General features: G+C 71.3%; 24 protein-coding genes. 12 read left to right on the top strand and 12 right to left on the bottom strand.

Going from position 1 to position 24022, the window contains the following annotated elements; translation table 11 throughout:
• The first annotated feature begins 7 nt into the window (after positions 1-7).
• The 4 genes from OG622_RS41125 to OG622_RS41140 all read left to right on the top strand — a co-directional run bounded on the left by OG622_RS41125 (position 8) and on the right by OG622_RS41140 (position 4133).
• Positions 8-775 (top strand): SDR family oxidoreductase, encoded by a 768-nt coding sequence (locus tag OG622_RS41125; RefSeq protein ID WP_371581815.1) that lies wholly within the window; start codon positions 8-10, stop codon positions 773-775.
• 187 nt (positions 776-962) lie between these two features.
• A complete protein-coding gene (locus tag OG622_RS41130) occupies positions 963-2543 on the top strand; it encodes an ABC transporter substrate-binding protein (protein WP_371581816.1) in 1581 nt (526 codons plus the stop codon).
• 214 nt (positions 2544-2757) lie between these two features.
• Complete coding sequence (locus OG622_RS41135; RefSeq protein ID WP_371581817.1) at positions 2758-3441, top strand: uracil-DNA glycosylase; 684 nt, start codon at positions 2758-2760, stop codon at positions 3439-3441.
• A 158-nt stretch (positions 3442-3599) separates the two neighbouring features.
• Entirely contained in the window at positions 3600-4133 is a 534-nt protein-coding gene (locus OG622_RS41140) for a hypothetical protein (protein ID WP_371581819.1), read from the top strand.
• Positions 4134-4207: 74 nt separating this feature from the next.
• Here OG622_RS41140 and OG622_RS41145 read toward each other — a convergent pair whose 3' ends face one another.
• Both OG622_RS41145 and OG622_RS41150 read right to left on the bottom strand, forming a co-directional pair.
• Complete coding sequence (locus tag OG622_RS41145) at positions 4208-4714, bottom strand: hypothetical protein (RefSeq protein ID WP_371581820.1); 507 nt, start codon at positions 4712-4714, stop codon at positions 4208-4210.
• 404 nt (positions 4715-5118) lie between these two features.
• Positions 5119-5631, bottom strand: coding sequence for a DinB family protein (locus tag OG622_RS41150; RefSeq protein ID WP_371581821.1), 513 nt, complete (start codon positions 5629-5631; stop codon positions 5119-5121).
• Positions 5632-5704: 73 nt separating this feature from the next.
• On the opposite strand from OG622_RS41150, the gene OG622_RS41155 reads away from it, so the two are divergent.
• Positions 5705-6613 (top strand): Gfo/Idh/MocA family protein, encoded by a 909-nt coding sequence (locus tag OG622_RS41155; protein WP_371584378.1) that lies wholly within the window; start codon positions 5705-5707, stop codon positions 6611-6613.
• Here OG622_RS41155 and lnt read toward each other — a convergent pair.
• Both lnt and OG622_RS41165 read right to left on the bottom strand, forming a co-directional pair.
• Positions 6559-8133 carry an apolipoprotein N-acyltransferase gene (lnt, locus tag OG622_RS41160; protein WP_371584480.1) on the bottom strand — a complete coding sequence of 525 codons (1575 nt, stop codon included), beginning with the start codon at positions 8131-8133 and terminating at the stop codon, positions 6559-6561. The genes OG622_RS41155 and lnt overlap by 55 nt on opposite strands.
• A 239-nt stretch (positions 8134-8372) precedes the next feature.
• A complete protein-coding gene (locus tag OG622_RS41165) occupies positions 8373-8867 on the bottom strand; it encodes a nuclear transport factor 2 family protein (RefSeq protein WP_371581822.1) in 495 nt (164 codons plus the stop codon).
• Between the two features lie 170 nt (positions 8868-9037).
• On the opposite strand from OG622_RS41165, the gene OG622_RS41170 reads away from it, so the two are divergent.
• Complete coding sequence (locus OG622_RS41170) at positions 9038-9655, top strand: DUF4291 domain-containing protein (protein WP_371581824.1); 618 nt, start codon at positions 9038-9040, stop codon at positions 9653-9655.
• Positions 9656-9788: 133 nt separating this feature from the next.
• Here the strand turns inward: OG622_RS41170 and OG622_RS41175 are convergent, their stop codons facing one another.
• Both OG622_RS41175 and OG622_RS41180 read right to left on the bottom strand, forming a co-directional pair.
• Positions 9789-11054 (bottom strand): serine hydrolase domain-containing protein, encoded by a 1266-nt coding sequence (locus tag OG622_RS41175; protein ID WP_371581825.1) that lies wholly within the window; start codon positions 11052-11054, stop codon positions 9789-9791.
• A 132-nt stretch (positions 11055-11186) separates the two neighbouring features.
• Positions 11187-12155 carry an expansin EXLX1 family cellulose-binding protein gene (locus OG622_RS41180; RefSeq protein WP_371581827.1) on the bottom strand — a complete coding sequence of 323 codons (969 nt, stop codon included), beginning with the start codon at positions 12153-12155 and terminating at the stop codon, positions 11187-11189.
• Positions 12156-12484: 329 nt separating this feature from the next.
• On the opposite strand from OG622_RS41180, the gene OG622_RS41185 reads away from it, so the two are divergent.
• Positions 12485-13225, top strand: a complete 741-nt coding sequence (locus tag OG622_RS41185) for an SDR family NAD(P)-dependent oxidoreductase (protein WP_371581828.1) — start codon at positions 12485-12487, stop codon at positions 13223-13225.
• 84 nt (positions 13226-13309) lie between these two features.
• Here OG622_RS41185 and OG622_RS41190 read toward each other — a convergent pair whose 3' ends face one another.
• The 3 genes from OG622_RS41190 to OG622_RS41200 form a co-directional block, all read right to left on the bottom strand.
• The gene (locus OG622_RS41190) at positions 13310-13915 is read right to left on the bottom strand and encodes a chloramphenicol phosphotransferase CPT family protein (RefSeq protein ID WP_371581830.1); all 606 of its coding nucleotides are present in this window, start codon (positions 13913-13915) and stop codon (positions 13310-13312) included.
• A complete protein-coding gene (locus tag OG622_RS41195) occupies positions 13912-14091 on the bottom strand; it encodes a hypothetical protein (RefSeq protein WP_371581832.1) in 180 nt (59 codons plus the stop codon). The genes OG622_RS41190 and OG622_RS41195 overlap by 4 nt, the downstream gene beginning before the upstream one ends.
• A gap of 116 nt (positions 14092-14207) precedes the next feature.
• Positions 14208-15083: an undecaprenyl-diphosphate phosphatase gene (locus tag OG622_RS41200; RefSeq protein WP_371581833.1), complete on the bottom strand. Its 876-nt coding sequence runs from the start codon at positions 15081-15083 to the stop codon at positions 14208-14210.
• A 356-nt stretch (positions 15084-15439) separates the two neighbouring features.
• On the opposite strand from OG622_RS41200, the gene OG622_RS41205 reads away from it, so the two are divergent.
• Genes OG622_RS41205 through OG622_RS41215 form a run of 3 tightly spaced genes read left to right on the top strand, consistent with a single transcriptional unit; the run spans position 15440 to position 18311 of the window.
• Positions 15440-16672, top strand: a complete 1233-nt coding sequence (locus tag OG622_RS41205; protein WP_371581834.1) for a Gfo/Idh/MocA family protein — start codon at positions 15440-15442, stop codon at positions 16670-16672.
• A complete protein-coding gene (locus tag OG622_RS41210; RefSeq protein ID WP_371581835.1) occupies positions 16669-17604 on the top strand; it encodes a PmoA family protein in 936 nt (311 codons plus the stop codon). Before OG622_RS41205 ends, OG622_RS41210 begins: the two co-directional genes overlap by 4 nt.
• The gene (locus OG622_RS41215; protein WP_371581836.1) at positions 17598-18311 is read left to right on the top strand and encodes a cupin domain-containing protein; all 714 of its coding nucleotides are present in this window, start codon (positions 17598-17600) and stop codon (positions 18309-18311) included. The genes OG622_RS41210 and OG622_RS41215 overlap by 7 nt, the downstream gene beginning before the upstream one ends.
• Positions 18312-18423: 112 nt before the next feature.
• Here OG622_RS41215 and OG622_RS41220 read toward each other — a convergent pair whose 3' ends face one another.
• Both OG622_RS41220 and OG622_RS41225 read right to left on the bottom strand, forming a co-directional pair.
• On the bottom strand, positions 18424-18894 hold the full coding sequence (locus OG622_RS41220) for a winged helix-turn-helix transcriptional regulator (RefSeq protein WP_371581838.1): 471 nt from the start codon (positions 18892-18894) through the stop codon (positions 18424-18426).
• Positions 18895-19021: 127 nt separating this feature from the next.
• Entirely contained in the window at positions 19022-19807 is a 786-nt protein-coding gene (locus OG622_RS41225; protein WP_371581839.1) for a TVP38/TMEM64 family protein, read from the bottom strand.
• Positions 19808-20319: 512 nt separating this feature from the next.
• On the opposite strand from OG622_RS41225, the gene tuf reads away from it, so the two are divergent.
• Both tuf and OG622_RS41235 read left to right on the top strand, forming a co-directional pair.
• Positions 20320-21501: an elongation factor Tu gene (gene tuf, locus OG622_RS41230; RefSeq protein WP_371581840.1), complete on the top strand. Its 1182-nt coding sequence runs from the start codon at positions 20320-20322 to the stop codon at positions 21499-21501.
• Between the two features lie 122 nt (positions 21502-21623).
• On the top strand, positions 21624-22469 hold the full coding sequence (locus tag OG622_RS41235) for a spermidine synthase (protein ID WP_371581842.1): 846 nt from the start codon (positions 21624-21626) through the stop codon (positions 22467-22469).
• On the opposite strand, the gene OG622_RS41240 is transcribed toward OG622_RS41235, so the two are convergent.
• Complete coding sequence (locus OG622_RS41240; protein WP_371581844.1) at positions 22431-23840, bottom strand: MFS transporter; 1410 nt, start codon at positions 23838-23840, stop codon at positions 22431-22433. The genes OG622_RS41235 and OG622_RS41240 overlap by 39 nt on opposite strands.
• Positions 23841-24022: the final 182 nt, after the last annotated feature.

Below are 24022 nucleotides of genomic sequence, written 5' to 3' on the forward strand. Positions count from 1 at the left end.
CGGGAACATGACTTCGGTGGAACTCCCCGAGCTTTCGGGCAAGGTCGCCCTCATCACCGGCGCCAGCCGCGGCATCGGCTACGGCATCGCCGAGGCCCTCGTCGCGCGCGGCGACCGGGTCTGCGTCACGGGCCGCAACGAGGACGCGCTCAAGGAGGCCGTCGAGCGGCTCGGCGCCGACCGCGTCATCGGCGTCGCGGGCAAGGCCCACGACGAGGCCCACCAGGCGTTCGCCGTCGAGCGCACGATGGAGACCTTCGGCCGCGTCGACTTCCTGGTCAACAACGCGGGGACGAACCCGGTCTTCGGCCCGATCGCCGACCTCGACCTGAACGTGGCCCGCAAGGTGTTCGAGACCAACGTCGTCTCGGCCCTCGGCTTCGCCCAGCGGACATGGCACGCCTGGCAGAAGGACAACGGCGGCGCGATCGTCAACATCGCCTCCGTCGCCGGCGTCTCCGCCTCTCCCTTCATCGGCGCGTACGGCATCAGCAAGGCCGCCATGATCAACCTGACCCTGCAGCTGGCGCACGAGTACGCGCCCAAGGTGCGGGCCAACGCGATCGCGCCCGCCGTGGTGAAGACCAAGTTCGCCCAGGCCCTGTACGAGGGCCGGGAGGCCGAGGCCGCGGCGTCCTACCCGCTCGGCCGGCTCGGCGTGCCCTCCGACATCGGCGGCGCCGCCGCGTTCCTCACCTCCGAGCAGTCCGACTGGATCACCGGCCAGACCCTCGTGGTCGACGGCGGCATCTTCCTCAACGCCGGGGTGGGCTGACAGAGTACGACGGGCGTCGGTGCGAGGTTCACCGAACATCTCCGGCGCCCGTCCGCGACCCTCACAAGGGCTCGACAACGCCGTCACAAGCGGACTGATCAAGGCCTTTGCCAGCCGAGCGAGGGCCGCTCGCGGGGCCTGCGGTATCGTTCGCCACTCTTGGTACGGCATTTCGAGGAGCATGCGCGTGTTCAACCGGAACCGATACTTGCCGCCACTCGCGGTGATCGCGTCCATATCCATGGTGACCGGGTGTGGTGTGTTCTCCTCGGATGCCTCGGACGACGCTGACCCCATCGTGGTGGGGACCACCAGCACACCGAGCACCCTGGACCCGGCCGCGGCCTGGGACAGCTCCTGGGAGCTGATGCGCAACGTCTTCCAGCCCCTGCTCGGCTACGCGCCCGGCGGGTCCGAGCCCGAGCCGGACGCCGCCGAGAGCTGCGAGTTCACGGACAGCTCCAGCACGGTGTACAGCTGCACACTCCGCGAGGGCCTGAAGTTCTCGGACGGGCACACGCTGGACGCGAAGGCTGTCAAGTACTCATTCGACCGGATCAAGAAGATCAACGTCAACGGCGGTCCCGCGGGCCTGCTGACGACCCTGTCCCGGGTGCAGACGAAGGGCGACCGCGAGGTCGTCTTCCACCTCAGCCAGCCCGACGCGACCTTCCCGCTCGTGCTCACCACGCCCGCCATGTCGATCGTGGACCCCGAGGAGTATCCCGCGGACAAGCTCCGCGAGGGCGGGGAGATCCACGGCTCCGGCCCCTACGACCTCGCGTCCTACGACGAGGGCAAGAAGGCCGAGCTGGTCAGCAACGAGAACTACAAGGGCCTCGCGGACCGCAAGAACTCCGCCGTCACCATCGAGTACTTCCAGCAGTCGGACGAGATGGTCAAGGCACTCAAGGACAAGGAGATCTCGGTCATCTACCGAGGTCTCGGCGCCGCGGACATCGTGGACATCCAGGCCAACCACGACGAGGAGGGGCTCCAGATCGTGGAGAGCCCCACCACCGAGATCAGCTACCTGGTGTTCAATCCCAAGGACCCGTGGGCCAAGAACCCCGCGGTCCGCAAGGCCGTCGCCCAGATCCTCGACCGCCCGGCGCTCGCCCACAACATCTACAAGGACACCGTCGAGCCGCTGTACTCCATGATCCCCAGGGGTCTGGTGGGCCACACGACGGGCTTCTTCGACGACTACGGCGCCCCTGACGCGAGCAAGGCGAAGGCCATCCTCGCCGACGGCGGCATCACCGAAACGGTTCCTCTCACGCTCTGGTACACCACGGACCGCTACGGCTCGCAGACCAAGCCGGCCTTCGAGGAGCTGAAGCGGCAGCTGGAGGAGTCCGGTCTGTTCTCGGTCACGCTGAAGAGCCGTCCCTGGAAGACCTACTCGGAGGGCTACCAGAAGGGCGAGTACCCGGTCTTCGGGCGTGGCTGGAACCCCGACTTCAACGACGCCGACAACTTCATCGCCCCGTTCGTGGGCGAGCAGAACGCGCTCGGCACGCCGTACAAGTCCCCCGAGATCACGGACAAGCTGCTCCCGGAGTCCCGCGCCGAGAGCGACCGCGGGGCCGTCTCCGAGGAGTTCGAGAAGGCTCAGCAGATCCTTGTGGACGACGCCCGCCTGATCCCCCTCTGGCAGGGCAAGGCGTACACGGCCGCGAACGAGGAGATCGCCGGTCTCGAGAACGTCATCGACCCCGCGACGATGATGAGCATGTGGCAGCTGTCATGGAAGACCAGCTGGTAGAACCCGCCCCTCGGATCGGGCCGGCTTCGGGACACGGCGCCTGATCGCGGCCCGGCACGATCCGAGAGGGACAGGCCCCTCGTCCCGGGTGCCGGACCCCGTTGTCAGTGGACGCCTGTAGGTTCTGTGCTCTGACGGCGGCCGCGCTTCGCGCGGCTGCCCATGGCCGCGTGTTCCGCGGCCATGAAGTGAGCGCACACCGGAGGAAGTTGACGTGACCGACATCGCCATGCTGCCCGAGTCCTGGCGCGGGGTCCTGGGGGACGAGCTGCAGCAGCCCTACTCCAAGGAACTCACCGAGTTCGTCGAGGAGGAGCGCGCCAAGGGTCCCGTCCACCCTCCCCGTGAGCAGGTCTTGGCCGCCCTCGACGCCACGCCGTACGAGAGCGTGAAGGTCCTCGTCCTCGGCCAGGACCCGTACCACGGCGAGGGCCAGGGCCACGGTCTGTGCTTCTCCGTGCGGCCGGGTGTGAAGACCCCGCCCTCCCTGCGGAACATCTACAAGGAGATGCAGGCCGAGCTGGGCACCCCCATCCCGGACAACGGCTATCTGCTGCCGTGGGCCCAGCAGGGCGTGCTGCTTCTCAACGCGGTCCTCACGGTCCGCTCCGGTGAGGCCAACTCGCACAAGGGCAAGGGCTGGGAGAAGTTCACCGACGCCGTGATCCGCGCGGTCGCCGACCGGCCCGACCCGGTGGTCTTCGTCCTGTGGGGCAACTACGCGCAGAAGAAGCTCCCGCTGATCGACGAGGAGCGCCATGTCGTGGTGAAGGGTGCGCACCCCTCGCCGCTGTCGGCGAAGAAGTTCTTCGGCTCCCGGCCGTTCACGCAGATCAACGAGGCCGTCGCCCGGCAGGGCCACGAGCCGATCGACTGGACGATCCCCAACCTCGGCTGACGGCCGCTCGGCCCCCTCACCCGCCCGTCCTGCTGCCCGCCGTACGGTCGCCGGGGCGCCCCCGCGGCCGTACGGAGCGGCCTGACCGGGATTGCCGGTGCCTGCCGTTAGCGTCGGGGGAGACAGGCGGGACAGGGGCGACGAGTGCGGAGGACGCGGTGGTGGAGCGGCAGGAGCAGATGGCACCGGACGCCATGATGACCCGGATCGGGCAGGCGGTCATGCTGCACCATGGGGGTGACCGCGAGGAGGCCCGGCACCGACTCCTGAAGCTCTGGACGGAGATCGGCGAGGACGGCACCCCGCTCCACCGCTGCACGCTGGCGCACTACATGGCCGACACCCAGGACGATCCGGACACCGAACTGGCCTGGGACCTCCGGGCGTTGTCGGCCGCCGACGAACTGTCCGACGGCGGGGCGCCGGGGCACCCGACGGAGCGCCACGACGATCTCGCGGTGCGCGCCTTCTACCCCTCGCTCCACCTCAACCTCGCCGCCGACTACGCCAAGCTCGGGCGCCACGACGCGGCCCGCAGCCATCTGCGGCTGGCCCGGGGCGCGCTGGCCACGCTGGGGGACGACGGGCACGGCGACGGCGTCCGCGTGGCCCTGGCGCGGCTGGAGGCCCGGCTCGACGAGGCGGGCCCCGGTGCGGGAGAGACGCCGGGGCCGCCGAGACAGCGGCCCTAGCGACAGTGCGGGCGCCCACGTCTGCCTGCGCGCCCGCGCCGGAGCCCTGCGTCCGCCGTGCGGCGTCGGGTGGTTCAACGGCCGTACACGTCCTTGCAGATGGACGCCTGTGGGGTGTCCTTGCCCCAGCCCCCGTACTTGTGGCCCAGTGCGCACACGTCGGACTTCTTGGGTGGTTCCGTCGGGATGTTCCTGGGCAGGGGCGGGACCTCGATACGAGGCCGGGACTCGGGTGGCGGCGGTCCGTGGCGCTCGGGGGCACCCCGGCGCTCCTCCTGGGGCGGCGGTGGCACAGGTGGGGTGGGCGTGGGGGTGGTGGCGGTCGGAGCCGACACGGCGGGCTTCGGCGCGGTGGACGTGCTCGGCGTGGACTTCCGGGGCGGGCCGATCAGCTCCAGCGCCTCCCGCACCGGGGCCTGCACGATCTGTGTCTCGGTGGTGCCGTCCGGGCGGGGTTCGGACGGCCGGGACGGGACGGGTGACGCCTGGGGCGGGGGCGGGTGTTGCGCGGTCACGCAGCCGGTGAGGGCCGAAACGGCCACGGTGACCAGGAGCGTTGCGGTGGTGGTCGGTCGATGCACCCGCGCAACTCTGCTGTGTCCGGGCCGCTTTGGGGAGGGATCGGGCGGAGGATGCCCCCACACGGGTGACGCCGGGGACGGCGGGCGACGCCACGAGCCCCCGCAGGCCGCCCCTCAGCACGCGTCGGCGACGCCACGCGCTCCGCCCGACGCCTTCCGGCGCACGCGCGCCCAGGCCGCGTGGTCGTCCGGCCAGCTCTGGTCCACGTGCGCTAGGCCGCGTGGTTGTCCGACCGGCTCTGGTGTACGCGCGGTAGGCCCGCGTGGTCGTCCGACCGGCTCTCTGGGCCACGCACACCAGGTCGCGTGGCCGTCCGACCGGCTCCGGCGCACGTGCGCCAGGCCGCGTGCCCGTCACACCGGCTCCGGCGCGCCGTCGTTTCACGTCGGGCGCTCGGCTCCGATCAGTACCCGGTGGTTCCGTCGATCCGCTCCCGGATCAGGTCGGCGTGCCCGTTGTGCCGGGCGTACTCCTCGATCATGTGGGTGTAGATCCAGCGCAGGCTCGGCGGCTTGCCCGCACGCCGGTGCACCGCCTTGCCGACGTCGTCCAGGGCGAAGCCCTCGGCGTTGCGCCGGGCGACCGCGATCTCCTCCTGCCAGGTGCCGAAGGCCTCCTCCCGGGTGTCCGCCTCCGTCAGGTGGAACTCCCCGTCGGGGTCCTCCTTGCTGAAGTAGATCGGCCCCGGGTCGTCGTCCACGAGCACCTTGCGGAACCAGATGCGCTCGACCTCCGCCATGTGCCGAACGAGCCCCAGCAGGGACAGTTCCGAGGGCGGTACCGGAGCGGTCCTCAGCCGGGCGTCGTCCAGGCCCTCGCACTTGAACGCGAGCGTCTCACGGTGGTAGTCGAGCCAGCCTTCGAGCATGGTCCGTTCGCCGGCGGTGACGGAGGGTTCGGTGCGCTGGATGGTCATGCCAACCATCCTCGCAGCCCCCGTATGCTGCCGACGAGGCATTTCGACAACACACCGTGGACGGGAGACCTCTGTGAAGGTCGGCTGCATCGGGCTCGGCGACATCGCGCGGAAGGCGTATCTGCCGGTGCTCGGCACCCAACCGGGGCTGGAACTCCATCTGCAGACACGGACGCCCGCCACGCTCACCCGCGTCGCCGACAGCCTCCACCTCCCGCCGGGACGACGGCACGCCAGTCTCGACGCGCTGCTCGCCCAGAACCTCGACGCGGCCTTCGTGCACGCGCCCACCGGGGCTCACCCCGAGATCGTGGAGCGGCTGATCGACGCGGGCGTGCCGACGTACGTCGACAAGCCGCTCGCGTACGAACTCGCCGACTCGGAACGGCTCGTACGGCTGGCGGAGGAGCGGAACGTCGGGCTCGCCGTGGGCTTCAACCGGCGGTACGCGCCCGGGTACGCGCAGTGCGCCGACCATCCGCGTGAGCTGATCCTCATGCAGAAGAACCGCATCGGCCTGCCCGAACTGCCGCGCACGATGATCCTGGACGACTTCATCCATGTCGTGGACACCCTGCGGTTCCTGGTGCCGGGGGAGGTCGAGGACGTGACCGTGCGCGCCCGGACCGAGGGCGGGCTGCTGCACCATGTCGTACTGCAGCTCTCCGGGACCGGGTTCACCGCGCTCGGCGTCATGAACCGGCTCAGCGGCTCGGCGGAGGAGATCCTGGAGGTCTCCGGGCAGGACACCAAGCGGCAGGTGGTGAACCTCGCCGAGGTCATCGACCACAAGGGGCAGCCGTCCGTGCGGCGGCGTGGCGACTGGGTGCCGGTGGCCCGGCAGCGGGGCATCGAGCAGGCCGTCCTCGTCTTCCTCGACGCCGTGCGCGTGGGCAAGGTGCTCAGCGCGCGGGACGCGCTCGCGACTCATGAGCTGTGCGAGCGGGTGGTGCGCGCGGTCGAGGACCGGTCCGCCGTCTGAGCCGCGGGCGGCGCAGAGCCCGTCCGGCGCCTCAGCCGTACGGCCCGTACGCCCTCGAAGGCGCCCCACACGACCAGTACCAGCAGTGCCGCGTGCACCGGCCAGTCGCCGAAGCGGACGTACGGCGTCGTTCCGTTCGCCAGCGGCACGTCGTACACCGCCGTCGTGCTCTCGTCCGTGCCCAGCCAGGAGCCGACGCGCTCGCCGTCCGGACCGTACACCGCCGAGACACCGGTGAGCGTCGCGTGGACCATCGGGCGGCCGGTCTCGGCGGCCCGCAGCGCGGCCAGTGAGGCGTGCTGCTCCGGCGCCCAGCTCTGCTGGAACGTCGAGGTCGCCGACTGCGCCAGCAGCAACTCGGCGCCGTCCCGGGCGAGATGACGACTCATGTCCGGGAACGCGGACTCGAAGCAGACCATGGGGCCGATCCGCAGCCCCTTCCCGGAGTCGAAGACGACCTGTTCGGTGCCGCGTCGGCGGTCCTCGCCGGCCGCCTCGCCGACCGAGGTGGCCCAGCCGAGCAGGGAGCGCATCGGGATGTACTCGCCGAACGGGACGAGGCGCATCTTGTCGTACCGGTCGCCGGTGGGGCCGTCGGGGCCGACGAGAACCGAACTCTTGTAGATGCCGGGGCGGTCGGAGCGGCGGGCGTCGACGTTCACGAGGATGTTCGTGTCCGTCTCACGGGCCAGCGCGGCGATCCGGTCGGCCAGATCGGGCCGGTCGGCCAGATCGTGGCCGACGCTGCTCTCGCCCCACACGATCAGGTCCAGGTCCTGTCCCGCGAGCCGTCGGGTGAGCGCTTCCTCGCGGACGAACCGGTTGTCGGGGCCGTCGGTCACACCGGGCTGTACGACCGCGATCCGCACGTCGCCCCGGACCTCGGGCCGCGGCGACCACAGCCACACCGCCGAGGTCGCGGTGGCCGCCGCGACGAGACCGGCGAGCGCCGGCGTCCGGGACCGGTGGACCGAAACCAGCACGGTGACCGCGATGTTGACGGCCACCACCAGGAAGCTGAGCAGCCAGACCCCGCCGACCGAGGCCAGCCGCAGCGTCGGCTCCACCTGCCACTGGCTGGACCCCAGCAGGCCCCAGGGTCCGCCGAGGCCCTGCCAGGAGCGGACGAGTTCGATCGCCAGCCAGCCCGACGGCACGACCAGCAGCGTGGCGGCGACCCGTCCGGGCGAGGGGGTACCGGCCAGGAACCGGCGCACCAGCCATGCCCATGGCGCCCACAGCGCGCCCAGCAGGCCGGCGATGAGGAAGGTGAACACATGGAGGTTCGGCAGCAGCCAGTGGTGCATGGCCAGCATGAACGCGAATCCGCCGAGCCAGCCGTCGTACGCCGCCCGGCGGCCGGTCGGGGCCGTCCGGATCAGCAGCATCCACGGCACCAGCGACGCGTACGCCCACCACCACAGTCCCGGCGCCGGGAACGCGAGCACGGGCAGGGCCCCGGCCACGACGACGGCTGACCACCGCCTCCACGGGGAGGTGATCCGGTCCGGCGTCCTCATACAGAGCCTCCGTCCCCACTGGTACGTCCCTCCAGTGTGCGCGCCGGGGACGATCTACGACAGGGGGCGTGGGCGGGGTGGGGGTGGTGAGCGGGGCGGGGCCGGTACCGGCGGGACAGATGGGTGGCCGGGGCGGACGGGCTGGGCCGGGGAGGCAGGAGAGGGCAGGAGGGGGCAGGAGGGGGCAGGAAGGGTGGTCGGGTCCTACGGGTTCGGTCCGGGTCCGGGGCGGAGGGTGCTCAGGCCGGGGAAGGGCGCTGGGCGGAGGCGAGGTTCTCCGTGGTGCGGCGCCATTTTTCCTGGACGATGACCTCGCGCAGGCGCCAGCCGTCGCGGGTGCGGGTCAGGGTGAAGGTGTAGCGGCCGCCGCAGACGAAGTCGGGGGCGGTGGATCCGCCGTCGTGTCCGGCGAACCGCATCGGGTTGATGTAGTCCGCCTGGACCTGGGCGGTGTCGCCGGTGTCCTGCTCCAGGTATCCGAAGCGCACCCGTCGGTTGACGATCAGGTGCTGGCGCATCGGGAAGAGTTCCATGCTCCGGGCCAGCCACCCGGCGACCTGCACGGCGTCGCCCTCGATGCCGCCGGCCGAGCGGTAGTCCGCGCGGCCCTCCGGTGCGAACAGGTCCCGGTACGCCGTCCAGTCGCCGTCGTCCACCGCCACCGCGTACTCGGTGATCAGGCCGTCGACGGCGAGCCGGTCCATCACGATCGCGAGTTCCACGCGCTGCGTCATCGGCTCAGTGTTGGGGCAGGAGACGCGCCACGCCAAGGGGCGTGCGAGCAGATGGGGGATATTTCAGGGATCGGGAACGGGAGGTCGAAGGGTCCGGGGCGGTGGGCCGCGGCTCCCGGCCGTGGATATTCGGTGGCCTCGGGGTGCGGCCGTGATCGAATCTGGTCCCCGTGACCGAAAGTGAACGTCCCTCAGAGACCGAGCCCAAGTTCCGTGTCCGTGCCCGCCACACCGCCGACACGGTCACCGTCTATCAGGCGTACCGCCCGGAGATCGGCGGTCAGGCCGCGCGCCACGGTCGTTTTCCGGCCGCCTGGAAGCGGGACCGGATGACCTGGATCAAGCCGTCCTTCCTGTGGATGATGTACCGCTGCGGCTGGGGTCTGAAGGAGGGGCAGGAGACGGTACTGGCCGTCGAGATCGGCCGCGACGGCTTCGAGTGGGCGCTGCGAAACTCCTGCCTCTCGCACTACGTGCCCGAGGTGCACGAGAGCCAGGCCGCCTGGCAGCGGGAGTTGAGGCAGTCGCCCGCGCGGGTGCAGTGGGACCCCGAGCGTGACCTGCGGCTCACCCCGCTGCCGTACCGCTCGCTGCAGCTCGGGTTGTCGGGGGCGGCGGCGGCCCGGTACGCGGACGAGTGGATCGTCGGCATCGAGGACGTGACGCCGCTCGCCAGGGAGGTCCATGGCCGCGTACGGGCGGGAGAGCTGGACGCGGCCACCGCGCTGCTGCCCGAGGAACGGCCGTACCCTGTCGCGGACGAGGTGCTCGCCCATCTGCGCCGGTGAACCCGGAACGGGGTGATCGGCGGGCGTGACAGACCTGACTGGTGAGAGCACCACAGGCCTGACTGGTGAGAGCACTACAAGCCTGACAGACGGGATCGCCCGGTCAGGCCCGTCTCGGCGCTTTCGTGACCGGTCAGCCGCCTTGCCGGCCGAGCAGTGTGCAGACCGCGTTCTCCTCGATCGTGCGGAGCCTCTCCACCAGGTCGGGGTTGATCGTCTGGTTCACCTGGGTGGTGAGCGAGAAGGTGAGGGACTTCCGGCCGTCGGGGGTCGCGGCGATCAGCTGCGTGTAGCCGGGGAAGTTCCCGGTGTGCCCCAGCACCACCCCGCAGCGGGTGTCGTAGCGGAAGATGGCGAGCCCCGCCTTGTTGCGGCCGGGGCCGGCCGGTTCCGAAGCCCCCTCGATCCAGCGGCGCTGCTCGCGCAGAACGGATCTCGACGTCAGTCTCCCGGCGGCGTAGCCGCGGATGAACCGCGTCATGTCACGCGGAGTGGAGACGATCCCGCCCGAGGCCCACACACCGGACGCGCTCAGCGCTTCGCTGACGTCCTCCGGCGGCGCGGGCGGCTCGACGGCGTAGCCGTGCATGTACGGCTCCGGCATCTCGTAGCCCAGAGGGAGGCTGGTGTCGCGCAGGCCGAGTGGCCGGTAGACGATCTGGCTCAGGAGCTCCTCGTACGGCCTGTGGGTCGCCGTCTCCGCCATCAGCGCGACGGCGATGTTGTCGGAGTTGGAGTACCGGTACTGGGTGCCGGGGCGGAAGCGCAGCGGTTCGTCCGCGACGAAGTCCAGCAGCCGGCGCGGGTCGAAGGTGCGGCGAGGGTCCGCCAGGAGCAGTTCCAGGAACTCCGGGTCCTCGGTGTAGTCGGGCAGCCCGCTGGTGTGGTTCAGCAACTGGCGCAGGGTGACCGACCGCCAGGCGCGGGGCAGTTGGGGCAGGGTGCGGCCGATGGTGCTGTCGAGACCGAGCGCACCCTGCTGCACCAGACGCAGCGCCACGGCGCCGCTGAACGCCTTCGCCGTACTGGCGATCCGCATGTGGTCGGTGGGCTCGATCGGACGGCCGGTCTCCAGGTCGGCGACCCCGGCGCGAAGAACACGTGACGTGCGGTCCCGTTGCAGTACGACGATCACACCCGGCGGTCCTCCAGGAGTGGCGACCAGGTCTTCGAGCTGCTGTTGCAGGGTGCGCTCGCTCCTCCCGCCGGAGCCGGAGCCGGAGCCGGAGCCGCCGTCGGCGGCGCCCGTCGCCGGGGCGAGGAGCAGGCCACCCAGACAGGAAGCGCCGAGCAGGGCGACGACGGACAGGCGGAGACGGAGGCGGGTACGAGGATCTGTGCGGGTGCGGGTGCGGGAACGGGTACGGGTGTGCGGGCGGGAAGCGGGCGTGAGTGGCATGAGGGTCCCGGGAAAGTCGGCGGGCAGGGCCCTCTCAGCATTGGCCGGACCACGCTCACGCGCGCGTGAGCGTGGTCTATCCGACTGATCGGCTTCGCGACCCGTCCTCGGCGGGGCGGACGCGCCGCGCGGTCAGCGCGCGGTGAACTGCACTCCGGTCGGCTGTACGACGTCCGGCCGTACCGCGATCCCGTCGACGGTCAGCCGCTCCCCGTAGATGTCGGTGATCCTGAGCGCGCCTCCGCACCCGCCGCCCTGCTCGGAGAGGAAGTAGTTGTACTCGGTACGCGGCAGCCGGGCCCAGCCGCCGCCGTCGCGGACCTCCAGCCGCGCCACCGGATTCCGGTGACCGATCACCTGGATGCCGCACCAGTACTGGCTGGACCCGGTCTTGTAGCGGATCGAGAGCGGGTCGGACGTGCCGGGGCTCAGCAGACTCCAGGTGATCGGGATCTGGCCGCGTGAGGGTGCGGCGAGCTTGGCGAAGGCCTCCGCACTGAGGTCGAGTTGGCCGGGCGCGCAGGGCGCAGGGCACTCGTTGGTGATCCGGACCGTGACGGCTGCGCCGCCCGCCGCGCGGACGCGCACGTATGCCCCGCAGGCCTTGGAGACCTCGTAGTCGGTGGTGTTCATCGCCGCGGTCATGAGGTCGTCGCTCGGGCCGTACGAACAGGCGCCGCCCTCGCCCGTACCGGCGTCGTAGAAGGTGGCGACCCCCTCGTAGTCGACCCCGGGGCGGATCCGCCCCGCCAGCTGCGCCGAGGCGGACCCGGCCTGCCGGGTGACGGCGGGCGACGGCCGGGTGGACTCGGTGGTCGGGGTCGCCGACGGGGTGTTCTTCGAGGCCGACGGGGACGGGGACTTCGACGGTGTGGCGGAGGGCTTACGCTCCGGCGCATCGGAGGACGGACCGGTCGCCCGGGGGGTGGTCGCGGCGGGGGCCGCACCGACCTTGCCGGCGGCTTCGGTGCCGCTCTCGCGGTCGGGGCCGAAGGCGATGACGAGCGACGCGGCGAGCCCTACGGCCGCCACGGTGGCGACGGATATGAGGGCGGTGCGCCGCTTGGGCCGGGGGGAGGAGCGGTGGGAACGGGCTGCCACGTTCAAGTCCTTCGGATTCATGCGAGGTTCGGGAGGAAGAGCGCTTCCGGAAAGCGTGCTTCCGGAAAGAGCGGATCGGGAGAACGACTGATGCGGGGAACGGCTGATGCGGGAGAACGCCTGGTTTGGGAGAACGACTGGTTTGGGAGAAGGCGTGATTCGTGTGGGGCTCGTGTGGAAGGAGCTTCCCACTCATGAGTTGCCGCCGGGGCCGGAATGGTTGCCCCCGACGTGATACGCCTGCCGGGCTGCGAACGTAGGATGATCGGTCGCCGAGTTCGTCGGGGCCGCACACCGCGTGCGTCATGTTCGCTGTCAGGGAGGTCGGGATGTCACGTCCGGTCACGGTGGTCACGGGTGGGAGCCGGGGGATCGGTGCCGCGACCTCCCTGCGGCTCGCGGCGGACGGGCACGACGTGGTCGTGGGGTACGTGAGCGACGGGGCGGCCGCCGAGTGGATCGCGACGGGGGTGCGGGCGAACGGGGCGCGCTGTGTCACGGTCAGGGCGGACACCTCGGTGGAGGCCGACGTGGACCGGCTGTTCGAGACGGCGGCGGACCGGCTCGGGCCGGTGACGGGCCTGGTCAACAACGCCGGAGTGACGGGCCCGTTCGGGAGGCTGGCGGACACCGGCACGGACGTGCTGCGCCGGGTGGTGGAGGTCAACCTCCTCGGTGTGCTGCTGTGTTCGCGCCGGGCGGCCGAGGTGATGGCGGCCCGGGGGAGCGGCGTCATCGTGAACGTGTCCTCGGCGGCGGCCACGCTGGGCAGCCCCGGCGAGTACGTGCACTACGCGGCGACCAAGGCCGCGGTCGACGCGCTGACGACGGGGCTGGCGAAGGAACTCGGCCCGGACGGCATCCGTGTCAACGCGGTGGCGCCCGGGGTGATCGACACGGAGATTCACGCGCGGATGGGCGATGCGGAACGCCCCGAACGCATCGCCGCGTCCGTCCCCCTGCGCCGGCCCGGCCGTGCCGACGAGATCGCCTCGGCCATCGCCTGGCTCATGTCCCCGGAGGCGTCGTACACGACAGGAGCGGTGCTGCGGGTGTCGGGGGGCCGGTGAAGCGCCGTGGGCGGCTGGGTTGTCGGCGGGCCGCCGGTCGTGTGTGGTTGTTCGCGCGGTTCCCTATGCCCCTTCGGGGCGCGTTCAGTCGGCCGGTGGCCTGAGGCCCCGCCGCTTGTCGATCAGCTGCTGGAACGCGGTCGGTGTGGGGCGGTCGGCGATGAACTCCTTGATGCGCGCGGCGCATCGGAGCGGATCAGCCCGGCCCGTGTCGCACTCGATGTCGTAGAGACCGTGTGCGTGCACCTGCTCCAGCTGCCGGGCGGCCAGCCCCGTCGGCCTGTCGCCCCGCTCCCGCTCGCGTCGTTCGAGCTCGGCGCGGGCGCAGTGCACGCCGACGAACACGACGTTCTGCGGCACGAAGAGGTCGAGGCAGTCCCGTAGCCGCCATTCCGCGCTCAGGACGTGGTCCATGACGACGTTGTTGCCCGCGGAGGCCATGCCGGCGATCGCGCGGTGGTAGCCCCGCCAGGTGTTGTGCAGCACGGTGGCGAGCCGTTCGGGAGGCAGCTCCTGACGGGTTCGCATGGCGTGGAACGCGTCGACCGGCATGTGGAACGACGGCTCGTCGAGGATGCGGAGCAGTTCCACCGCGATGCTCGACTTGCCCGAACTGGACGTGCCGTTGAGGAAGATGATCAGGCCGCCGCGGCGGGCCGGCCCGTCGGTGTGTCGCCCCCCAGGGGTCACGCGGCCTCGATGATGTCTTCGCGCATCGCCGCGGCCCACTCGGCGACCAACAGCTCGTACTCGGCCCGCTCCTGCGCCGACAGCGATCCGCCCGCGTGCCGCCACAGCGCTCGGATCCGGTCGTTCAAGTCGGCGGCGGACCGCACGGAACCACGGGCCAAGGGATCGGGGGACATGCGGACAAGAGTAGGCGCCATCACTGACGGTGCGCTACCGGTCGGCTACGGATGCCGTATGTGGTTGGTCACTGAGGGGAGTTGGGGAGGAACGGGCCGTTCGGGCCGGGTCCGGCTCAGCCCGCCGACTCGCCCGCGTGCGGGCTCAGTACGCCCAGGGACACCAGGACGACGATGACGATGCCGAGCGCGATGCGGTACCAGACGAACGGCATGAAGCTCTTGGTGGAGATGAACTTCATGAACCACGCGATGACCGCGTAGCCGACGAAGAAGGCGATGACCGTGGCGAGAATCGTCGGTCCCCAGGTGACGTGGCCGCCCTCCATCGCGTCCTTGAGTTCGTAGCCTCCCGAGGCGATCACGGCCGGGATGGCGAGGAGGAAGGAGTACCGGGCCGCGGCCTCGCGCTTGTAACCCATGAGGAGGCCACCGCTGATGGTGGCGCCGGAGCGGGAGACACCGGGGATGAGGGCCATGGCCTGGCAGAGGCCGAAGATCAGACCGTCCTTGACGCTGAGCTGATCGAGGCCCTTGCGCTCCTTGGCGGCGCGGTGCTTGCCGCCGGTCTCGTCCCGCGCGGCCAGGCGGTCCGCCACGCCCAGGACGATGCCCATGACGATCAGCATGGTCGCCGTGAGGCGCAGATCACGGAAGGGGCCCTCGATCTGGTCCTTGAGGGTCACGCCGAGGACACCGATCGGGATGGAGCCGACGATCACCAGCCAGCCCATCTGGGCGTCGTGGTCGCCGCGCATCTCCTTGTTGAACAGCGAGCGCGACCACGCCGAGATGATGTTGGCGATGTCCTTGCGGAAGTAGATCAGCACCGCGGCCTCGGTGCCGATCTGGGTGATCGCCGTGAAGGCCGCTCCCGGGTCCTCCCAGCCGGAGAACGCCGCCGTCAGGCGCAGGTGCGCACTGGAGGAGACGGGGAGGAATTCGGTCAGCCCCTGGACGAGTCCGAGGATGATGGATTCAAACCAAGACATGAAGTTACGTGGTCCAAGCGCTGATCGTGGAGGGCCGACGGAGGACGTGCCGCGCCGCGGGGCAGGTGATCACAGGTGCTGGGGGCAGCCTAGCGCCCCAAGGGGACAGGGCTGTCACAGGGGTTTCGCAGGGGGGCCGGTGGACGGGCGGAGGGTGTGCGCGGGACGGGTGGAGCGTGCGCGTTCCCAGGCGTGGAACGGCTGGATCCGTGGTGTTGACCAGTCACTATGTCCGCACATACGTTGCTGCCGGGGAAAGCGCTTGCCGTTGGAGGGGTCACCGCACTGCCGGAGCCCCCGCCACCAGGCGTTGGCCAACGTCCGATGTCCCGTTCGATGGAGTGCTGATCACGTCCATGCCCACACCCAGCAACGACCCGAGCCCGACTCCGGACCGGCTGCCGAACCGCCTCCCGGCGCCGCTCGCCGGCCGCCGTGTCCGCGCCGCGATCATCGGCGTCGGCGCCATCGGCGGCGGCTCGCACCTGCCCGCGCTCGCGCGGCTCGCCGAGGAGGGCGAGACCGAGGTCGTGGCGGCCGTCGACATCGATGCCGACGCGGTGGCGAAGTTCTGCGCGGAGCACGGTATCCCGCACGGCTACACCGATCTTGACCGCATGCTGGCGGAACAGCGGCCCGACCTGGTCAGCATCTGCACCCCGCCGACCCTGCACCGCGACCAGACGATCGCCGCGCTGCGGGCCGGCGCCTGGGTGTGGTGCGAGAAGCCGCCGGTGCCGACGCTCGCCGACTTCGACGCCGTCGAGGCGCAGGAGGGTACGGAGACCGGAGGGCCGTACGCCTCGATCGTCTTCCAGCACCGCTTCGGGTCGGGTTCGCGGCATGTACGGAAGCTGCTCGCCGAGCAGAGCCTCGGGCGCCCGCTCGTCGCGCACTGCCAGACCACCTGGTACCGGGACACCGCCTACTACGCCGTTCCCTGGCGCGGACGCTGGGCCACGGAGGGCGGCGGGCCCGCCATGGGGCACGGCATCCACCAGATGGACCTGCTGCTGGATCTGCTCGGGCCGTGGAGCGAGGTCCGGGCGATGGCCGGGCGGCTGGTCCACGACGTGGAGACCGAGGACGTCTCGACGGCCCTCGTCCGCTTCGAGAGCGGCGCCCTGGCCACCGTCGTCAACAGCGTCCTCAGCCCCGACGAGGTCAGCCGCATCCGCATCGACTGCGAGCGCGCCACCGTCGAACTGACCCATCTGTACGGCCACTCCAACACCAACTGGTCCGTCGTCCCCGCCCCGGGCACCCCGGACGCGGACGCGGCGGCCTGGCGTGACTTCGGTGAGGACGTCCCCAGCTCGCACCTGGCCCAGCTGCGCGAGCTCGTCGCCAGCATGCGAGCCGGCGAGCGGCCCCGCAGCAGCGGCGCCGACGGGCGGACGAGCCTGGAGCTGATCGCGGCCCTGTACAAGTCGGCGTTCACGGACGTGACCGTACGGCGTGGGGAGATCGGGCCCGGGGACCCGTACTACACGGCCATGCACGGAGGCGCCCCCGGGTGGGCGCCCGGAACGGCCCAGGTGTCCGCCGACGCGAGCTCCGTCGGCACGAGTGAGGAGATCACCGCATGACCTTCCACGACGGGCTGCGCGTGGTCCACGCACACGGCGACCGGATCACGGTCACCGAACCCGCCACCGGTGTCGAGCTGTTGAGCTACGTCTACCGGGCGGAGGCGGACTGGGAGGCGCCGAAGCCGTATCTGCACCCGATCCGGACGCTGGCCGGGGACGTCGTCACCGACTTCCGGCCCAACGACCACCGCTGGCACAAGGGCCTGCAGCTGACGGCCTCGCACCTGTCGGGGCAGAACCTGTGGGGCGGCAACTCGTATGTGCACGGCGAGGGTTATCTGCCGATCCCGGAGCGGGTCGGTTCGATGGCGCACGTCGGATTCGACGTCGTCGAGTCGGACGGCGAGCGGGTCGTGATCGCCGAGCGGCTGACCTGGCACCCGCACACCGGGGAGCTGTGGGCGGACGAGGAGCGCCGGATCGAGATCCACGACGTCGACACCGAGTCGGGTTCGTGGGCGCTGACCTGGACGAGCGCGATCACCAACCGCCGCGACGAGCCGCTGCTGTTCGGCAGCCCCACCACCGCCGGACGTGAGATGGCCGGTTACACAGGCCTGTTCTGGCGCGGCCCGCGTGCCTTCCGGGACGGGCGGATCATCGGCCCCGACTCCGAGGGGACCGGGCTGATGGGCGAGCAGGCGCCCTGGCTGGCCTACTCGGGCGAACACGACGGCACCGACGGACACGCCACGCTCGTCTTCGCGCACGCGCCCGAGAACGACCACACCGGAGACCGGGGCGCGCATCCCGCCCACTGGTTCGTCCGCAACGAGCCCTTCGCCGCCGTCGCCCCGTCCTGGGCCTTCTTCGAGGAACTGGAGCTGGCTCCCGGCGAGACGCTCACCCGTCGCTACCGGGTCGTCGTGGCGGACGGGGCCTGGGAGCGGGAGGAGATCGCCAAGTACCTGGAGGCGCACCCGTGGTGAGCGGATACGAGGGGCTGCCGGGCGGGGTCGCCGTCTCGCACCTTGCCGTCTACGACTGGCCCGCCGCCGACGGGGTCTGCGGGGGAACTCCCCATCTGCATCTCACCTGTTCCGAGGCGTACGTCGTCACCGGCGGGCGCGGCGCGGTGCAGACGCTGACGACCTCCGGGTACGAGGTCACGCCACTGGCGCCCGGGACGGTCGCCTGGTTCACGCCCGGCACGATCCACCGGCTGGTCAACGAGGACGACCTGCGGATCACCGTCCTCATGCAGAACAACGGGCTGCCGGAGGCGGGCGACGCCGTCCTCACCCTGCCCCCGGAGTATCTGACCGACCCGGAGACGTACGCCGCCGCCACCCGCATCCCGGTGGACGCGCCGGAGGAGGAGCAGGAGCGCGTCGCCCGGAACCGGCGCGACCTCGCCCTGAAGGGCTACCGCGCGCTGCGCGACGCCTCCGGCCCCGAGCCGCTCGCCGCGTTCCACCGGGCCGCCGCGGCGCTCGTACGGCCCCGGCTGGCGGAGTGGCGGGCGCGCTGGGAAAAGGGTGCGCGTTCGGCTGCCGCCGTGACCGGGGAGCAGTTGGACCGGCTGGAGCGGGGGGACTTGTCACACCTGGCCGACGCTGCCGTACGGGCCGAGGAGCCCTCCGCGTACGGGAAGTTCGGGATGTGTGGGCGGTTGGACGTCTACAAGGGGGATTGAGCGCCGGGCGCCTTCGAGCTCGGGGAGGGCCGTGGTGTGGCGGCAGCGGGTTGTGGGTGGCTTGTCGCGCAGTTCCCCGCGCCCCTTCGGGGCGCTGGTGTGAGCCTGCCTCCTACCTCACCGTCGGCCCGGTCACCGACCAGCCCGGGGACTGCGGGTGTGCCGTGAGGTCCTCGTGACGCACCTCGCCGTCGCAGGCCGTGCAGGTGACCACGGGGATCAGTTCGTTGCCGCAGATGTGCTCGATCACCATGGGGCGATCGTCGTCCTTCCGGAGATGGCGGTCGCCCCACGCCATGAGCGTCATCAGGATCGGTTCCAGTTCGAGACCCGGCGGTGTGGGCCGGTACTCGAAGCGCTGCGGGCGCTCGTGGTAGACGTGCTTGTGCAGGATGCCCGCGTCCACCAGGCGCCTGAGGCGGGTCGCCAGTACGTCACGCGGGGCCCCGATGTTGCGGACCAACTGGTCGAAGCGGCCGTTGCCGAGGCAGACCTCGCGCAGGACCAGCAGGGAGTACTTCTCACCGACGAGTGCCAGGGTGTCGGCGATGGAGCAGGGGCGGGGATCTCCGGAGGCGGGCATGCGCCCAGTCTAGGGGGAGGGTTTGTTTTCCCAACGCGCTGAGCTGCGATGAGTCCGGAATGCCTACTCACTGATGGTCGATCTCTCCCCTGTCCATCGGCTCAAGGGCGGCTCGCGGCCGTCGCCGTCAGCGGGCTCGCAAGTGATGGCGTTTGCGCCAGGCCAGGACCGCGCCGACCAGGGCCGGGATCGCGATGCAGGCCATGGCGATCAGGAAGGCAGGGGAGGTCGGGGACGAGGCTCGGGCGCCGGCCACCGCGTACGCGGCGGTGTTCGGGATGGAGCCTAGGGCGGTGGCGAGGAGAAAAGGGAGGTAGCCCATGCGGGAGACGGACGCGCAGTAGTTGGCCGCCCAGAAGGGCACTCCCGGGAACAGCCGGGCCGCCAGCATCGAGCGGAAGCCGTGGCGGCTGAGCTGGCCGTCCGCCGACTTCAGCCAGCGGTGGCGGAGAAGGGGGCGCAGAGCGTCCTGCCCCAGTATCCGGCCCAGGCCGAAGGCGATACCGGCCCCGAGGACGGTGCCCGCCAGCGCCGAGGCCAGACCCAGCTGGGAGCCGAAGAGGGCACCTGCCGCGATGTTGAGGATCGGCCGGGGCACGAAGGCGACCGTGCACAGCCCGTACGCCACCGCGAACATGACGACCGCCGCGGCGCCGCTCAGCTGTGGCGGCCAGCCGTCGGCCAGCAGCCGCTGCGGCTCGAACAGCAGGACGGTCGACACGGCGCCCACGAGCAGCGCCACGAGCAGGGAGAACCGGGCCCACGGCGAGAACAGCAGTCTGCCCCAGCGGGCGGTGCGCCTCAGCGCCACGGCTGGAACGGTGGCGGAGGGTGTGGCGATGGCGAGCTCCGTGGCGGCGGTCCGGGGAAGGACCGTGGCGGTGCCCCCGGAGCGGGCGGTGGCATCGAGCATTCGTCGACGGTAACCGACCCATGTACGTGTATGCCGTACGGAACGTCTCACGGGCGTCACAGCGAGCGGAACAACGGGCTCGCCCGCCACGGTGTGCTCAGGGCCCCGACAAGCACGGTGCACCATGCTGCCTGCACGTTCCGGAACACGGTCCCGACCTGGGCACCGTTCATCCCGGACAGCCTCTTGTGAAGCATCTCTCTTCGGCTCCCCCTGGGAACCCGCGCGTACCGAAAACCATTCGACGCGGGCCGACTTGTCGACGATGATCGGCCTCATGTTCCGGCACGCCTTCGCTCTCGCCGCATCCGCCACAGGCGCGGATGCCCCGAAGGCTGCCCTTCTGATCGTCGTGGCCGCCGCAGACGGCGCCCGAAGCTGACCCTTCCCGGAGATTCCGGCGGACCCCGCAGGGGGAGGGTCGGCAGGACCTCGGGGTCCCCGTCCCGGCAGCGCCCGTAGTCGCGCCGGGGCCTCACTCGGTACCGCTGAAGAGACTTCGAGGTACAGCCATGTCCAAGACGGCCTACGTCCGCACGAAACCGCATCTCAACATCGGCACCATGGGCCATGTCGACCACGGCAAGACCACCCTGACCGCCGCCATCACCAAGGTCCTCGCCGAGCGCGGGGCCGGCACCTTCGTACCGTTCGACCGCATCGACCGCGCCCCGGAGGAGGCGGCGCGCGGCATCACCATCAACATCGCGCACGTCGAGTACGAGACCGACACCCGGCACTACGCGCACGTCGACATGCCCGGCCACGCCGACTACGTCAAGAACATGGTCACCGGGGCCGCCCAGCTCGACGGGGCGATCCTCGTCGTCTCCGCGCTCGACGGGATCATGCCGCAGACCGCCGAGCACGTGCTGCTCGCCCGGCAGGTGGGTGTGAACCATGTGGTCGTCGCGCTGAACAAGGCCGACGCCGTCGACGACGGCGAAGACACCGTACTGATCGACCTCGTCGAACTGGAGGTCCGCGAACTGCTCACCGCGCACGGGTACGGCGGCGACTCCGTACCCGTCGTACGGGTCTCCGGGCTCAAGGCGCTCGAAGGGGACCCGCGGTGGACGGCGTCCATCGACGCGCTGCTGGACGCGGTGGACACGTACGTCCCGATGCCCGAGCGGTATCTGGACGCGCCGTTCCTGCTGTCCGTGGAGAACGTCCTCACGATCACGGGCCGGGGGACCGTCGTCACCGGTGCCGTCGAGCGGGGCACGATCCACGTGGGGGACCGGGTCGAGGTGCTCGGTGCCGAGGTGGAGACGGTGGTCACCGGCCTGGAGACCTTCGGCAAGCCGATGTCCGAGGCGCAGGCCGGGGACAACGTCGCGCTGCTGCTGCGCGGGGTGGGACGGGACGCCGTCCGCCGCGGGCATGTGGTGGCCGCGCCCGGCAGCGTCGTACCCAGGCGGAACTTCACCGCGCAGGTGTATGTGCTGTCGGCGAGTGAGGGCGGGCGTACGACTCCGGTTTCCACCGGGTACCGGCCCCAGTTCTACATCCGTACGGCGGATGTGGTCGGGGACGTCGACCTCGGTGGGATCGCCGTCGCGCGGCCCGGGGACCGGGTCACGATGAGTGTGGAGCTGGGCCGGGAGGTTCCGTTGGAGCCGGGGCTCGGGTTCGCGATTCGTGAGGGCGGCCGGACCGTGGGGGCGGGGACCGTGACGGCCGTTCAGTAGGTGCCGCCGCGGTGTGCGGGGGACTGCGGGCCGGGTCCTGGCCGGTCGCGCGGTCCCCCGCGCTGTTTGCGGGGACGCCGCGGTGGCTCTTCGGGCAAGGGCGCGCCCGGCACAATGGGGCCGTGAACGAAGCCATACCCGTCTCCCGTGCCATTGATCAGGGGACCGCCAAGCTCATGCCCGACGTCGACCGGGAGCGGGCCTGGCTGCTGACCGTGGACGGGGCGCCGCAGTCGTACGTGGACCTGGATGAGCCGACGCATCTGGAGTTCGAGTACGTGCGACGGCTCGGGCATGTGCTGGACACGGTGGCGGAGCCGGGGCGGGCGCTCGATGTGCTGCACCTGGGTGGGGGCGCGTTCACACTGCCCAGGTATGTGGCCGCCACCCGGCCCGGGTCCCGTCAGGAGGTCGTCGAGTTCGACCGGGGGCTGCTGGACCTGGTCGTCGAGCAGCTGCCCCTGCCCGGTGACGCGGGGATCGCGCTGCACGGCGCGGACGCCGGGGAATGGCTGGAAGCGGCCCCCGCGGACTCCGCCGACGTGGTCGTGGGGGATGTGTTCGGGGGCTCGCGGATCCCGGCGCACCTGACGACCGTGGCGTACGCGCGGGCCGCCGAGCGGGTGCTGCGCGCGGACGGGCTGTACCTCGCGAACCTGGCCGACGGCGCGCCCTTCGCGTTCCTGCGGTCCCAACTGGCCACGCTCGCCACGGTGTTCGAGGAACTGGTGCTGATCGCCGAGCCGGGCGTGCTGCGCGGCCGGCGGTTCGGGAACGCCGTGCTGGTCGCCGCCCATCAGCCGCCCGACATCGCCGCCCTTGCCCGGCGGACCGCCGCCGACGCCTTCCCGGCACGGGTCGAGCACGGCCCCGCGCTGCGCGACTTCATCGGCGGTGCCGCACCCGTGCGCGAGGAGGACGCCGTGCCGTCACCCGAGCCGCCCGACGGAGCCTTCGGTATCGGCTGAGCCGGGCAGGGCACGGGGCTCGGCGTCGGGTTCGGCGTCGGACTCCGCCTCGGGCTGGGCGTCGGGCTCGGTGTCGGGCTTGGCATCGGACTCCGCCTCGGGTTCGGCGGCGGGCTCGGTGTCGGGCTTGGCCAGCACCACCGGCACACTGCGCCGGGTCAGGTTCCGCACGTCCCGTACGCACAGCACCGCCGCCGTGGCCGCCACGCACAGCGCGGCGCAGCCCCACAGGGCCGCCGTACGCCCGAAGGCGCTCTCCGCCGGGCCCGCCAACGCGGCGGCCAGCGGCACCATCGCCACCGAGCCGAACCAGTCGTAGGCCGAGACACGGGACAGCTTGTCCTCGGGGATCTCCTGGTGCAGCGCGGTCATCCAGGAGACACCGAACACCTCGATCGACAGACCGCTGACGAACATGGCGAGGCACAGCACGGCGATCGGCGTCGGGACGGCGAGCGCGGCGGACGGCAGGGCGAACGGGAAGACGCACAGGACGCCCACGAGGAGGAGGCGGCGCGGTTTCCAGCGGGTCATGAGCAGCGCCCCGACGGCGTTGCCGGCCCCGAACAGGGCCAGCGCCAGTCCCCAGGGGCCGGGTCCGCCGAGGCTGTCGTTGGCGACCTGGGGGCCGTAGACCGCGTCGGCGGCGACCATGACCGCGTTCACCAGGGAGAACTGGACGACGATCGCCCACAGCCAGGTGCGGCCGGTGAACTCATGCCAGCCGTCCCGGAGATCGGCGAGCATCCCGTGGCCCGGTTCGCGTGCCGGTATGTGGCTCACGTCGAGGAAGGCGCGCAGGGCGCCGGCGAACGCGAACGCGACGGCGTCCACCGCGAGCACCCAGCCGGGGCCGATCACCGCGACCAGGGCGCCGCCGAGTGCCGCGCCCGTCATGGTCGCGCCCTGCGACGCGAACCGGAACAGCGCGAAGGCCCGGCCCGCCTGCTCGGCGGTGACCGAGGAGAGCAGCATGCCCTCCGCGGCCGGGCCGAAGAACGCATGGCCGGTGCCGCCGAGCGCGGAGAGCAGCATCATCTGCCAGAGGTGTGCCTCGCCGCTGAGCACGAGCACGGCGAAGACGGCCTGGGAGAGACAGCTGAGGGTGTTCGCCGCGACCATCACCCGGTGCCGGGGCAGCCGGTCCGCGACCGCGCCGCCGATCAGCAGGAACAGCACCAGCGGCAGGGTCCGCGCCGCCGCGACCAGCCCTACGTCACCGCCGTCGCCGCCCGCCTCCAGGACCGCGAACGCGGCCGCGATCAGGGCGCCGTTGCTGCCGAGGTTGGTGACGACCGCGGCCGTCGTCAGCAGGGTGTAGTTGCGGCCTGCCCAGGCGGGGCGACGGCGGAAGGCGACGGGAGGGGTCACCTGCCGACTATCGCCGCCCCGCCGCCTTCTGCCAAACCGTTTCCGCACAGGATGCGGCCGGATCGGGCTGCATCGGGCCGGAGGGCAAGGCCGCCGGCACCGGGGCTGTGCGCCCCGCGTGCGGCCGCCGCGTGACGCCGACGATCCCGCCTGCCCCTGCCCCTGCCTTGTCCCTTGCCCTG

The sequence above is a fragment of the Streptomyces sp. NBC_01314 genome (assembly GCF_041435215.1).
Taxonomy (GTDB): Bacteria; Actinomycetota; Actinomycetes; order Streptomycetales; family Streptomycetaceae; genus Streptomyces.

Excerpts from the sequence above, each read along its gene's own strand:
- OG622_RS41125 (WP_371581815.1), top strand. The coding sequence starts at position 8 with ATGACTTCGGTGGAACTCCCCGAGCTTTCGGGCAAGGTCGCCCTCATC.
- OG622_RS41150 (WP_371581821.1), bottom strand. The coding sequence starts at position 5,631 with ATGACCATCCAGCGCACCGAACCCTCCGTCACCGCCGGCGAACGGACC.
- lnt (WP_371584480.1), bottom strand. The coding sequence starts at position 8,133 with ATGAGGACGCCGGACCGGATCACCTCCCCGTGGAGGCGGTGGTCAGCC.
- OG622_RS41165 (WP_371581822.1), bottom strand. The coding sequence starts at position 8,867 with ATGACGCAGCGCGTGGAACTCGCGATCGTGATGGACCGGCTCGCCGTC.
- OG622_RS41175 (WP_371581825.1), bottom strand. The coding sequence starts at position 11,054 with ATGCCACTCACGCCCGCTTCCCGCCCGCACACCCGTACCCGTTCCCGC.
- OG622_RS41185 (WP_371581828.1), top strand. The coding sequence starts at position 12,485 with ATGTCACGTCCGGTCACGGTGGTCACGGGTGGGAGCCGGGGGATCGGT.
- OG622_RS41195 (WP_371581832.1), bottom strand. The coding sequence starts at position 14,091 with ATGTCCCCCGATCCCTTGGCCCGTGGTTCCGTGCGGTCCGCCGCCGAC.
- OG622_RS41200 (WP_371581833.1), bottom strand. The coding sequence starts at position 15,083 with ATGTCTTGGTTTGAATCCATCATCCTCGGACTCGTCCAGGGGCTGACC.
- OG622_RS41205 (WP_371581834.1), top strand. The coding sequence starts at position 15,440 with ATGCCCACACCCAGCAACGACCCGAGCCCGACTCCGGACCGGCTGCCG.
- OG622_RS41210 (WP_371581835.1), top strand. The coding sequence starts at position 16,669 with ATGACCTTCCACGACGGGCTGCGCGTGGTCCACGCACACGGCGACCGG.
- OG622_RS41220 (WP_371581838.1), bottom strand. The coding sequence starts at position 18,894 with ATGCCCGCCTCCGGAGATCCCCGCCCCTGCTCCATCGCCGACACCCTG.
- OG622_RS41225 (WP_371581839.1), bottom strand. The coding sequence starts at position 19,807 with ATGCTCGATGCCACCGCCCGCTCCGGGGGCACCGCCACGGTCCTTCCC.
- tuf (WP_371581840.1), top strand. The coding sequence starts at position 20,320 with ATGTCCAAGACGGCCTACGTCCGCACGAAACCGCATCTCAACATCGGC.